The organism is Rhodoferax sp. GW821-FHT02C08 (genome assembly GCF_059421805.1).
In genome coordinates, this window is sequence record NZ_JBWKVR010000003.1 from 190787 (window position 1) to 202756 (window position 11970).

The window sequence follows — 11970 nt, forward strand, 5'->3', positions numbered from 1 at the left end:
TGCATCGCCACTAATTGGGAATTTTCTGATCCTTTTGATCGGAGCGCGCCGTATCCCGAATCCGTGCCAATAGCCTCCTGCGTATCAACCCGCTCACCGGCCGAATCAACCACCAATACGGCGTAAACCGCCGCAAAGAAGCCCGGTCGTTGCAAAACACCCGTGTTTCGGTGCGCAGCCAGGTGCGGCCATCGCCCGCGGCTTCGGTGCTGAAGTTCAACACCAATTTGGCAACACCAGGCTCGGCAAACTGGGTGAAGGCATCGGCGGTGGCGATCCGGGCCTGGCCGTAATCGGCCTGCCAGAACTTGCCTACCAGGCCTATGACGACTTCCCGATCGCCGTCGCGGCCCAGCGGCGTGAAGTTGTGGATGCCAAACGCGGGCTGCCGCTGCAGCCCGCTGCTGCCACCCAGAGTGCCCCATATGCGGTCTGGCAACTCGCGCAGCTGGATGAAACGGCGCGTCCACGGGTCGTCACTGATCTCGGGTTGGAGTGCGGCGTCCAGCAGGGCGGCTGGCGCGGCGCTGGTCAGCAACTGGTGCTTCTCTGAGAACTGGTAGCGGGGCAGGAGTTGGTCGATCAGGGGCATTGTGTGGACCGTTGTTCAGAGAAGTATCGCCTCTGGCATGCGGGGTAGCGGGCGGGCACCAGCGCACCCGGATAATCGCCCCCTATGTTGAAAATTGAATTCCCCGCGTCGCTGCCCGTTTCCGAGCGCCGCGAAGAGATCGAAGCCGCCATTGCCGCCCATCAGGTGGTCATCATTTGCGGCGAAACCGGCTCCGGCAAAACCACCCAGCTCCCCAAGATCGCCCTGGCCATGGGCCGCGGCAAACTGAACTACCCCGAAGGCCAGCGCGGCAAGCTGATCGGCCACACCCAGCCGCGGCGCATTGCCGCCAGCTCGGTGGCCAAGCGGATTGCCGAAGAGCTAAAGACCACGCTGGGCGACGTGGTCGGCTTCAAGGTGCGCTTCCAGGACCGCCTGGGCCGCGATGCCTCGGTGAAGCTGATGACCGACGGCATCTTACTGGCCGAGACGCAGACCGATCCGCTGCTGAATGCCTACGACACCATCATCATCGACGAGGCGCATGAGCGCAGCCTGAATATCGATTTTCTGCTGGGCTACCTGCGCCAAATCCTGCCGCGCCGGCCGGATTTGAAGATCATCGTCACCTCGGCAACCATCGACGCCGACCGCTTCGCCAAGCATTTCGAGTCCAAGAAAGGCCCGGCCCCGGTGATCATGGTGTCCGGCCGCATGTTCCCGGTGGAGCAGCGCTACCGCCCGTTCGAAGAAAGCCGCGACTACGGGCTGAACGAGGCCATCGCCGACGGCGTGGACGAGCTCTGGCGCGACCCGCACAACGCCGGCGACATCCTGATCTTCCTGCCCGGCGAGCGCGAAATCCGCGAGGCGGCCGACCACTTGCGCAAGCACGTGAGCCACCAGCCGGTGTTCCGCAGCGCCGAGGTGCTGCCGCTGTTTGCGCGCCTGAGCCCGGCCGAGCAGGACCGGATTTTCGACAACCACGCAGGCGGCCGGCGCATCGTGCTGGCCACCAACGTGGCCGAGACCTCGCTCACGGTGCCAGGCATTAGATACGTGATCGACGCAGGTACGGCGCGCGTGAAGCGCTATTCTTTCCGCAGCAAGGTGGAGCAACTGCTGGTCGAGCCGATCAGCCAGTCTTCCGCCAACCAGCGCGCTGGCCGCTGCGGCCGGGTCGCCAACGGCATCTGCATCCGCCTGTACGACGAGCAGGATTTCAACGGCCGGCCGCGCTTTACCGACCCTGAAATCCTGCGCAGCTCGCTGGCCGGTGTGATCTTGCGCATGAAGTCGCTGCACCTGGGCATCGTCGAAGACTTTCCGTTCCTGGAGAAACCCCAGGGCCGCGCCATTGCCGATGGCTACCAGCTGCTGGCCGAACTGGGCGCAGTGGACGACGCGAACGAGCTGACCGGCACCGGCAAGGAACTCGCCAAGCTGCCACTCGACCCACGCGTCGGCCGCATGATTCTGGAAGCCCGTGACCGCAGCGCGCTCGACGAAGTGCTGGTGATTGCATCGGCCCTGAGCGTGCAGGACGTGCGCGATCGGCCCATGGACCTGCAGGCCCAGGCCGACCAGGCACACGCCAAATTTGACGACGACCGCAGCGAGTTCAGCGGCTATCTGAATCTGTGGAAATGGATCAACGACGCCCGCGGCGGCGAGGGTGCGCACAAGCTCAGCAACCGCCAGTACGAGCAACTGCTGCGGCAAAACTTCGTCAACATCCGCCGCGTGCGCGAGTGGCGCGACATCTACAGCCAGCTCCACACCGTGGTGGCCGAGCACAAATGGCGTCTCAATGCCGCGCCGGCCAGCTACGAGCAGATCCACCTGTCCATGCTGTCCGGCCTGTTGGGCAATATAGGCTGGAAGACCGAGGGCGACGAGGTGGCGCAGACCGAATACCTGGGCGCGCGCGGCATCAAGTTCCACCGCCATCCGGGCGCGCATCTGCGCAAGAAGCCGGGCCGCTGGATCGTGGTGGCCGAACTGGTGGAAACCACGCGCCTGTTCGGGCGCGGCATTGCGAACATCGAGCCGCAGTGGGTCGAGCAGGTGGCCGGCCATTTGCTGAAGAAGCAGCTGCTGGACCCGCATTGGGAAAAGAAGGCCAGCGAGGTCACCGCGCTGGAGCGCGCCACGCTGTATGGCATCGTCATCTACAGCGGGCGCCGCGCCAACTTCGGCCGGGTCGACCCGGTGGGGGCGCGCGAAATCTTCATCCGCGAAGCCCTGGTCGGCGGGCAGTGGGACAGCAAGTTCCCGTTCTTGGAGGCCAACCTCAAGCTGATCAAGCAAGTGGAAGACCTGGAGCACAAGGCGCGCCGGCAGGACGTGCTGGTGGACGACGAACTGATCTACGCCTTTTACGACCAGCAGCTGCCCGCTGACGTGTATGGCGGCGTCAGCTTCGAACGCTGGTACCGCGAGGCGTTGCAGCAGAACCCCAAGCTGCTGATGCTGACCCGCGAGGAGCTGATGCGCCACGAGGCCGCCGGCATCACCACCCAGTCCTTCCCCAAGACCATACGCCTCGGCGGTGTGGACTGCCTGGCCACCTATCTGCACGAACCCGGCGACGCCAAAGACGGCCTGACCGTCACCGTGCCCTTGTTCGTGTTGAACCAGGTGAACGACGAGCGCTGCGAATGGCTGGTGCCCGGCATGCTGAAGGACAAGATCCAGGCGCTGATCAAAACCCTGCACCAGCGCCCGCGATCCCGCCTGGTCCCGCTGCCGGACACCGCCAGCAAGATGGCCGAGACGCTGAACGCGCCCGAGCTATTCGGCCACGGCACGCTGGTGGACGCGGTGCTGAAGCTGGTGCGCGCTGCCACCTCGCTGGACATCGTTCGCGCCGACATCAAGGCCGACATGCTTCAGGCCCACATGTTCATGAACTTCCGCGTGGTCGACGAGCATGGCCGCCAGCTGGGCACGGGGCGCAACCTGGGTGCGCTGAAGTCCGAGCTGGGCGCGCAGGCGCGCGGGGCTTTCCAGGCGCTGGCGGGTTTGAAGATGGCCAGCAATGCTGCGGCCAAACCGGTTTTTAAGGAAAATCAGCCTCTGGCGCAGGTAGTACCTGCGCAAGCAGCTATCAAAACTGCAGCAAAGCCGGCCGCACCAGCCAACCAGCGCTACACCGCCTGGACCTTTGGCGAGCTGCCCGAGCTGCTGGAAATCCAGAAGGGCGGCCAGACGCTGATCGGCTACCCCGGCCTGATCGACGCCGGTGATGCCGTCACGATTGAAGTCTTCGATGAGCCCGAAGTGGCTGCCGCCAAGCACCGCGCCGGCCTGCGCCGGTTGTTCTCGCTGCAGATCAAAGACGCGCTGAAGTACCTGGAAAAGAACATCCCGGACCTGCAGAAAATGGCCGTGACCTTTATGCAGGTCGGCAAGAACGCCGACGGCTCGGGCGGCGGCACGGTTGAAGAGCTGCGTGCGCAGATCATCGACGTGGCGCTGGACCGCGCCTTTCTGCTCGACCCGCTGCCGACCGACGAGTTCGCTTTCAAGCGCCGCATCGAGGAAGGCCGCGGCCGCCTGACCCTGATCGCCAACGAGGTGGCGCGGCTGTCATTGACCATCCTCACCGAATACGCCACGGCGGCCCGCAAGATCAAGGACACCAAGAACGCGCCCGAAGCCACCGCCGACGCGGCCCAGCAACTGGCGCGGCTGATGCCCAAGCGCTTCCTGGCCAACACGCCCTGGGGGCCGCTGCAGCATTACGCGCGTTACCTGAAAGCCATCACCGCGCGGCTGGACAAATACCGCGCCGACCCGGCCCGCGACGCCGCCCGCCTGGCCGAGCTGCGCCCACAGGAGCAGCGCTACTGGCGCCTGGTGGCCGAGCGCAAGGGCGTGGCGGATGCGCGCATGCAGGAGTTCCGCTGGCTGCTGGAGGAGTTGCGCGTCAGCTTCTTCGCGCAGGAGCTGAAGACCCCGCAGCCGGTGAGCGCCAAGCGGCTGGATAAAGCCTGGGCGCAGCTGGGGGCTTGAGAGGCCGTTTTAGTCCTGGGCCATGGCCTGCAGCGCATCGCCTGTGACCCGGCAGGTGCGCCAGTCGGGCAGCACGCTGGCACCCAGCTTTTCATAGAACTGGATGGCGGCGGTGTTCCAGTCCAGCACGCTCCATTCGAAACGTGCGCACTGGCGCTCGCAGGCCAGCTTGGCCAGGTGCTTCAGCAGGGCCTTGCCCACGCCCAGGCTGCGCGCGTCGGCCTTGACGTACAGGTCTTCCAGGTACAGGCCTCTGCGCGTCAGAAAGGTGGAGTAGTTGTGGAAAAACAGGGCGTAGCCTACGGGCTGCGCGTCTACCGTGGCGACTGCGCATTCGGCGGCTGGATGGGGGCCGAACAGGTCGTTCTTCAATTGCTCTTCGGATGCATTCAGCAGATGTGTCAGATGCTCGAATTCCGCCATCTCGTGGATCATTGCGAGGATGAGGGGAACGTCGCAGGCCTGTGCGGCTCGAATGGTCAGCTTGGAAGAGTGCATGGTTTTCAGTGTGTGGCGGGTGGTGGCCCAGGCGCGAGGTTCGCCTCAGATATCCCGCAGGCCAGGTGGCGAGTCTCCTGCGAGAGCGTGTCGGCAATTCCGCAGCTTGGCGGTTTGAATTCGCCGGCGGCATTACTGGGGGTGGGTGCATCAATGGTACCGTCACTGCTTTGCCTGTAGCTCCGACGGTGCTGCAGCTGCAGGCCGGGCGGATACCCCCAGGAAGTACCGCGGTGTACCGGGGGGGCTCGCCAGCCAGCCCATAAATTTATGAAATTCATAGCAGACAAACCAATACCGATGAGCGCAAGAGGCCAGTTTTTATCCAAGGTTTTTGCCAGCATGCTGCTATGCCTGGCCTGTGTTGGCGTGCCGGCCTGGGCGCAGCCGGGGGCGCTGGACGACTCGCTGGACAAGCTGCGCCAGCAGATCGAGACCATGCAGAAGAATCTGCCCGATGCGGATGCCGAGACCGATCTGATGGCCTGGCGCAGCACCGCCATAGCAGCCGAGGCGCAAGCGCAAAAAGCCGCAGACGAACTGGCGCCGCAGCTGGACAGCGTGCAGGCCCGGCTGAGCGAGCTGGGCGCCGCGCCGGCCGACAAAAAAGAGGCCAGCGACATCAGCTCCATGCGTAGCGAGCTGGACAAGAGCCGCAATGCGCTGGATGCGCAGCTCAAGCTGGCGCGCCTGCTGGTGGTGGAGAGCGAGCAACTGGCGTCGCAGATTTCCGCGCAGCGGCGCGCGCAGTTCCAGGCCCAGCTGGGTCAGCGCACGGCGTCCATCCTGGCGCCGCCGTTCTGGAACGAACTACGCGACAACTTCGTGGCCGATGCAGGCCGCTCCGCTGACCTGGTGGGCGAACTGGTAAAGGCCTTGCGGGCTGCCACCGTGGGCGTGTGGCTGGGCATGGCGGCGGCCTTGGCCGTGCTGGCGCTGGTGCGGAATCGGCTGGAGGTGGCGGTGCTGTACCTGGTCAGCCACAAGGTGCCGGGTGGGCGCTTGCGTCGCTCGCTGTATGCCGTGCTGCGGGTGCTGCTGTCGGTGCTGTCCTGGGGGCTGGTGGCCCTGGTGGTGCGCACCGGGCTGGAGTGGAATAGCGATCTGTCCGAGCTGCCCCATGCCTTGCTGGTGCGCAGCGTGGGCCTGGCCTGTTTTGGCGGCTACGTGGCAGGCCTGGGCCAGGCCTTGCTGTCGCCCAACCGGCCCACTTGGCGCTTGTCGGCCATGCCGGATACGGTGGCGGTTGGCCTGCGCCGGTTTCCGTTGGTGCTGGCGCTGGTGACCACGGCGGGCTGGTTGGCCGAGCAGCTCTACAGCCTGGTAAATGCCAGCCTGGCCACCGCCGTCGCCCTGAACTGCATTCTGGCCCTGGCCTTGGGCCTGAGCATGGTGATGGCGGTGATGCGTGGCGAGCGGCTGCGCCGCCAGCTCGAAGGACCGGGTGCCGACCAGGTGCCGGCCCGGCCGCTGTGGCTGAGCAGCTTGGCATTTCTGCTCTGGCTGGTGCTGGCGGCTAGCGTGGTGGGCTTGCTGCTGGGCTATGTGGCGCTGGGCAGCTTTGTATTGCGCCAGGTGGCCTGGTGCACCATCGTCTCGGGCACGGCCTATTTGTTGATGATGTTGGTCGACGATATGTGCATGGGCTGGCTGGCATCGGCCCCGGTGGAAACACCCGAGCCCGAAGTCTGGCGCCTGCGCGACCAGGCGGCCGTGCTGCTGTCTGGCGTGGTGCGTGCCACGGTGGCGCTGGTGGCCTTGCTGCTGGTGCTGTCGCCGTTTGGTGATGGGCCGCCCGAGCTGATGCACCGTGCCTCGGCGCTGGGCGACGGTCTGGCGATTGGTGAAATCCAGCTGCGGCCTACGGCGGTGCTGCTGGCCCTGGCGGTTGTGGTGGGTGGGCTGTTGGGCGTGCGCACGCTCAAGCGCTGGCTGAAAGACCATTTCCTGCCCACCACCACGCTGGACGCGGGTATGCAGATGTCGGCCAGCACCCTGTTTGGCTATGCCGGCAGCGTGACGGTGGTGGCCATGGCTATGTCGGCCGTGGGCATTGGCCTGGAGCGGGTGGCTTGGGTGGCCAGTGCCTTGTCGGTGGGTATCGGTTTTGGCCTGCAGGCGGTGGTGCAGAACTTTGTCTCCGGCCTGATCCTGCTGGCCGAGCGGCCGGTGAAGGTGGGTGACTGGGTGGTGCTGGGCACGGTGGAGGGCGATATCCGCCGCATCAATGTGCGCGCCACCGAGATCCAGATGAGCGACCGCTCCACCGTAATCGTGCCGAATTCGGAGTTCATCACCAAGACGGTACGCAACATCACCCACGCCAGCCCGCTGGGTCTGGTGCAGATCAAGCTGCCCATGCCGCTGGACACCGATGTGCAGCGCGTGCAGGACGTGTTGTTGGCGGCTTTCACCAACCACCCCGAGGTGCAGCCCACGCCTGCGCCCAGCGTGGCGCTGGAGGGCATAGACAGCAATGGCAAGCTGATGTTCAACGCCACAGCCTATGTGCCGTCGCCCCGGCGTTCGTACAGCGTGCGCAGCGACGTGTTGCTGGTGGTGCTGAAGGAGCTGCGCGCAGCCGGGCTGCCGTTGTCCAACCCGTCGACCATGGTGTTGCGTGATGTGCCCATGCAGTCGATCCAGCCGACCCATCCGGTCGTGCCGGTTGAAAAGCCCGCGTAAGCCGGGTTTGCAATTTTTTACCCGGGTATAAATTGCCTGGGTATTCAATCCGGGTAGAATCCGCGGATTGATTAAATCCGGGTAAAAATATGGCTTGGTTGGATACTTCTTGCACCGCCTTCGAAGGCGGCAACTGCATTGCAGCAGGGGCGCTGCGCGATGTGGCCATGCGCGCCAAGATGGCGGTGGACGCCGGCGCTGACAGTGCCACCCCTGCGTCGGTTTGGGTGTTTGACGACGCCACCAGCGAAGTGCTGGAGCTGGACTGGCGTGGCACGGTGGAGGAGTTCGCGGTGCAGTTGGTGCAGCAGGCACAGGCGGTGGATGCCATGGCCGAGCCTGCGCCGCTGCCGGCGGAAGACAGTGCCTCCGGTCGGGCGCCGCGCGGGCCGGGTCGGCCCAAGTTGGGCGTGGTGGCGCGCGAGGTGACCCTGCTGCCCCGCCATTGGGAATGGTTGGCTACCCAGCCCGGTGGAGCCTCGGTGGCGCTGCGCAAGCTGGTGGAAGTGGCGCGGCTTGCGTCCGAACGCAAGGACGAGGTGACCCGCTGCAGCGCCGTGGGCTACAAGTTCATGTCCACCATCGCGGGCGATGCCCCCGGGTTTGAAGAAGCCAGTCGGGCCCTGTTCGCCGCGGACGCGCAAGCGTTTGAAGCACAGATAGCCAGCTGGCCGGCCGATGTGCAGGCCCATCTGCAAAAGATCGTGGCCAACGCCTTCGAACCCCAAGAAATCGTGAATACGTTTTAAAGGACAGATATGGATGCAAGTCGTAGTGCGGCCGTGCCTGCGGGCGCCGCCATGCCCGGGCCGTCGGCCCAGCCCAGGGTTTTGTGGCGGGTGTACCTGGCGTTTCTGGCGCCGATGATCGTCAGCAACATCCTGCAGGCGCTGTCGGGCACGGTGAACAATATCTACCTGGGCCAGATGCTGGGCGTGGGCGCGATGGCGGCGGTGTCGGCATTTTTTCCGGTGCTGTTCTTTCTGATCGCCTTCATGATTGGCCTGGGCTCGGGCGCTGCCGTGCTGATAGGCCAGGCCTGGGGCGCGAAGGAGCCCGAGCGGGTGAAGGCGATTGCCGGCACCACGCTGATGGTGGGCTTGTACGCCGGTGTGGTGGTGGCCCTGTTTGGTGGCATGTTCACCGACGGCCTGCTGCGCTCCCTGGGCACGCCGGCCGACATTCTGGGCGACGCCACGGCCTATGCGCGGGTGATGCTGGTGGCCTCGCCGGCGGTGTTTCTATTCCTGCTGGTCACCTCCATGATGCGCGGCGTGGGCGATACCAAGACGCCGCTGAAAACCCTGCTGATCTCCACCGCTGTGAGCCTGTTGGCCACGCCGGCGCTGATACGCGGCTGGGGCGGCCTGCCGCAGCTGGGCGTGGTCAGTGGCGCCTACGCGGCTGGGCTGGGTTTTGCGGTGGCCATGGCCTGGACGGCCTGGCACCTGCTGCGCGTGCGCCATGTGCTGGCACCAGACGCCACCTTCCGGCCGCATCTGCGGATAGACCGGCAGATTCTGGCCAAGGTGCTGCGCATAGGCCTGCCCACGGGCCTGTCCATGATCACCATCTCGCTGGCCGAGATCGCCGTGCTGTTCCTGGTGAACCGTTTTGGTTCGCAGGCCACAGCGGCCTATGGCGCGGTGAACCAGATCGTGTCCTATGTGCAGTTCCCGGCGTTTTCGATTGCCATCACCGCCTCCATCCTGGGTGCGCAGGCGATTGGCGCTGGGCGGGGCGACACGCTGGGCAAGATCGCCCGCACCGGCATCTGGATGAATCTGCTGCTGACCGGGGCGCTGGTGCTGCTGGCCTACCTGTTTTCGCGCCGTATCCTGGGCCTGTTCATCACCGACCCGGCGGTGGTCGAGCTGGCCCAAACCCTGCTGCACACCATGCTGTGGGGCATCATCATCATGGGCATGTCCATGGTCTTGTCGGGGCTAATGCGCGCCAGCGGCACGGTGCTGGTGCCCACGGCGCTGACCATGCTGGCGATTGGCGGGGTGGAGGTGCCGGTGGCCTGGGTGCTGAGCCAGTACTACGGCTTGAATGGTATTTGGGCCGCCTACCCGGTGGCGTTTCTGGCCATGTTGGCCATGCAAACCACTTACTACCGCCTGGTGTGGGTCAAGAAGCCGGTCCGACGTTTATAAGTAAATAAGCCGCTGGCGCAGATAGTACCTGCGCAGGCAGCTACTATTTCAATAGCGCTTCAGTGTTGCAGCCACTGCTCGGCCCATAGTGCGTCCAGGCGCGTCTGCACCATCGGCGGTGGTTCGCCCAGCTGGGTGCTGCTGCCCAGCTGGAAGACCTTGCCGTAGAGCAGGTTCTGCTGGGGAGCGTAGAGCAGGGCAGCGTTGTAGTTGGTGCAGAAATGCGGCTTGCACACCGCAATCACCACGTATTCGGTGCCGGCGATGTGCTCGCGCCGCATCGGCGGGCGCGGGCCTTCCAGCCGCGCCAGCCAGCGGTCGCGCACCAGCGGGCCCAGCGCCCGGGTGTAGGTGGCCTTGAACTGGGGGTTGAGCAGCATCTTCTCGATATCGCTCATGGGCTCGGGCAGGGTGGCCTGGCTGCCGTCATGCGTTTCGTCGGCGGCTTCCTCGCCCTTGTTGCCTGGCTTGTCGTTGCTGCAGCGGTGGTACTTGGCCGCCAGAATGGTCTTGCCCAGTGCCTGTTGTAGCTTGGGATCGGCCTGCAGCGTAATGTTGACGATGGACTTTTCTTCCAGCACCACAAAGTCCAGCTTGGCGCCAGACCGCAGCGTGCTGGTCAGTGCCACCTGGAAATGTGGCAGCTGTGCGGCGGCGCCGTAATAACGGGTATCGGCCTGCACATTGCGGCCCACGATGCGCTTGTCGCCGTGCTCTACCACCAGCGCATCCCAGGCCACGCGCAGCCGAGGGCCGCTGGGGTTGCCGCAGCTGCTGGCGTACACGCCACCAAAATTGCGCATGACATCCGACTTGAAGCGTGCCTGCGACCAGGCGGGGGCCGCCGCCCACAGGCAAAGGCCGAGCAGGGTCAGACCCTGCATATAACTTTGGGTCCGAGGCTTATGAGATGAATAAGTAATAAACAACTGAGAATTCATTCGTTCCAGTTTTTACGTGCCGCTTCCAGAATCCATCCATCGCAATCTTTATGGACTCCGTGGAAGCTTTATGACTACTCGCCGCCAATTCTCGCAATCCTTCGTGGCCCTGGCTCTGTCTGCAGCCGGCTTGGCCGCACATGCCCAGGCGCCGATTACGTTGCTAAATGTATCTTACGACCCCACCCGTGAGTTCTACAAAGACTTCAACGCCGCATTCGCCAAGGACTGGAAGGCCAAGACCGGCCAGGATGTGACCATCAGCCAGTCACACGGCGGCTCGGGCAAACAGGCCCGCTCCATCATCGACGGGCTGGAAGCCGACGTGGCCACGCTGGCCCTGGGCTACGACGTGGATGCATTGCATGAATACGGCAAGCTGATCCCTGCCGACTGGCAAAAGCGTTTGCCCAACAACGCATCGCCCTATACCTCGACCATTGTGTTCCTGGTGCGCAAGGGCAACCCCAAGAAGATCACCGACTGGTCGGACCTGGTGCGTCCCGGCGTTGCCGTGGTCACGCCCAACCCCAAGACTTCCGGCGGCGCCCGCTGGAACTACCTGGCCGCCTGGGGCTACGCGGTGAAGAAGAACAATGCCACCGACGCCCAGGCGCGTGACTTCGTGGCTGGCATCTACAAGAATGCGGTGGTGCTGGACTCCGGTGCCCGCGGCTCCACCATCAGCTTTGCCGAGCGCGGCCAGGGTGATGTACTGATCGCCTGGGAAAACGAGGCCTACCTGGTGCTGGGCGAGTTCGGCAAGGACAAGTTCGAGATCGTCACCCCCAGCCTGTCCATCCTGGCCGAGCCACCCGTCAGCGTGGTCGACAAGGTGGTGGACAAGCGCGGCACCCGCAAGGTGGCCGAGGCCTACTTGCAATACCTGTACAGCCCGGTGGGCCAGGACCTGGCCGGTAAGAACTATTACCGCCCCCGCGACAAGACCGCCGCCGCCAAGTACGCCAAGCAGTTTGGCAACGTGAATCTGTTCACCATCGACGACCTGTTCGGCGGTTGGACCAAAGCGCAGAAGACGCACTTCGCCGATGGCGGTGTCTTCGACCAGTTCTACGGAAAAAAGTAAGTCTGTCCAAGCTTAAGCGCACGCCAACCT

General features: G+C 64.6%; 8 protein-coding genes. 5 read left to right on the top strand and 3 right to left on the bottom strand.

Annotated elements, in window-relative coordinates; translation table 11 throughout:
- Nucleotides 1-10: 10 nt before the first annotated feature.
- Nucleotides 11-592 carry a hypothetical protein gene (locus AC07VY_RS04985; RefSeq protein ID WP_495096523.1) on the bottom strand — a complete coding sequence of 194 codons (582 nt, stop codon included), beginning with the start codon at nucleotides 590-592 and terminating at the stop codon, nucleotides 11-13.
- Nucleotides 593-676: 84 nt separating this feature from the next.
- Here AC07VY_RS04985 and hrpA point away from each other — a divergent pair, with 84 nt between their 5' ends.
- The gene (gene hrpA, locus AC07VY_RS04990) at nucleotides 677-4570 is read left to right on the top strand and encodes an ATP-dependent RNA helicase HrpA (RefSeq protein WP_495096522.1); all 3894 of its coding nucleotides are present in this window, start codon (nucleotides 677-679) and stop codon (nucleotides 4568-4570) included.
- Between the two features lie 9 nt (nucleotides 4571-4579).
- Here the strand turns inward: hrpA and AC07VY_RS04995 are convergent, their stop codons facing one another.
- Nucleotides 4580-5068, bottom strand: a complete 489-nt coding sequence (locus AC07VY_RS04995; protein WP_495096521.1) for a GNAT family N-acetyltransferase — start codon at nucleotides 5066-5068, stop codon at nucleotides 4580-4582.
- A gap of 270 nt (nucleotides 5069-5338) precedes the next feature.
- Here AC07VY_RS04995 and AC07VY_RS05000 point away from each other — a divergent pair, with 270 nt between their 5' ends.
- The 3 genes from AC07VY_RS05000 (at nucleotide 5339) to AC07VY_RS05010 (ending at nucleotide 9912) form a co-directional block, all read left to right on the top strand.
- Complete coding sequence (locus AC07VY_RS05000) at nucleotides 5339-7753, top strand: DUF3772 domain-containing protein (RefSeq protein WP_495096520.1); 2415 nt, start codon at nucleotides 5339-5341, stop codon at nucleotides 7751-7753.
- 89 nt (nucleotides 7754-7842) lie between these two features.
- Nucleotides 7843-8502, top strand: a complete 660-nt coding sequence (locus AC07VY_RS05005) for a DUF2239 family protein (protein ID WP_495074610.1) — start codon at nucleotides 7843-7845, stop codon at nucleotides 8500-8502.
- Between the two features lie 51 nt (nucleotides 8503-8553).
- Nucleotides 8554-9912 carry an MATE family efflux transporter gene (locus tag AC07VY_RS05010; RefSeq protein ID WP_495096658.1) on the top strand — a complete coding sequence of 453 codons (1359 nt, stop codon included), beginning with the start codon at nucleotides 8554-8556 and terminating at the stop codon, nucleotides 9910-9912.
- A 59-nt stretch (nucleotides 9913-9971) separates the two neighbouring features.
- Here AC07VY_RS05010 and AC07VY_RS05015 read toward each other — a convergent pair whose 3' ends face one another.
- Nucleotides 9972-10796, bottom strand: a complete 825-nt coding sequence (locus AC07VY_RS05015; protein WP_495096519.1) for an Ivy family c-type lysozyme inhibitor — start codon at nucleotides 10794-10796, stop codon at nucleotides 9972-9974.
- Nucleotides 10797-10923: 127 nt separating this feature from the next.
- Here AC07VY_RS05015 and AC07VY_RS05020 point away from each other — a divergent pair, with 127 nt between their 5' ends.
- Nucleotides 10924-11940: a sulfate ABC transporter substrate-binding protein gene (locus tag AC07VY_RS05020; RefSeq protein ID WP_495096518.1), complete on the top strand. Its 1017-nt coding sequence runs from the start codon at nucleotides 10924-10926 to the stop codon at nucleotides 11938-11940.
- Nucleotides 11941-11970 lie beyond the last annotated feature (30 nt).

What these genes read in the sequence shown, in the direction of transcription:
- AC07VY_RS04985 (WP_495096523.1), bottom strand. Translation starts at nt 592, where the DNA reads ATGCCCCTGATCGACCAACTCCTGCCCCGCTACCAGTTCTCAGAGAAG.
- hrpA (WP_495096522.1), top strand. Translation starts at nt 677, where the DNA reads ATGTTGAAAATTGAATTCCCCGCGTCGCTGCCCGTTTCCGAGCGCCGC.
- AC07VY_RS04995 (WP_495096521.1), bottom strand. Translation starts at nt 5,068, where the DNA reads ATGCACTCTTCCAAGCTGACCATTCGAGCCGCACAGGCCTGCGACGTT.
- AC07VY_RS05000 (WP_495096520.1), top strand. Translation starts at nt 5,339, where the DNA reads ATGAAATTCATAGCAGACAAACCAATACCGATGAGCGCAAGAGGCCAG.
- AC07VY_RS05005 (WP_495074610.1), top strand. Translation starts at nt 7,843, where the DNA reads ATGGCTTGGTTGGATACTTCTTGCACCGCCTTCGAAGGCGGCAACTGC.
- AC07VY_RS05010 (WP_495096658.1), top strand. Translation starts at nt 8,554, where the DNA reads ATGCCCGGGCCGTCGGCCCAGCCCAGGGTTTTGTGGCGGGTGTACCTG.
- AC07VY_RS05015 (WP_495096519.1), bottom strand. Translation starts at nt 10,796, where the DNA reads ATGCAGGGTCTGACCCTGCTCGGCCTTTGCCTGTGGGCGGCGGCCCCC.
- AC07VY_RS05020 (WP_495096518.1), top strand. Translation starts at nt 10,924, where the DNA reads ATGACTACTCGCCGCCAATTCTCGCAATCCTTCGTGGCCCTGGCTCTG.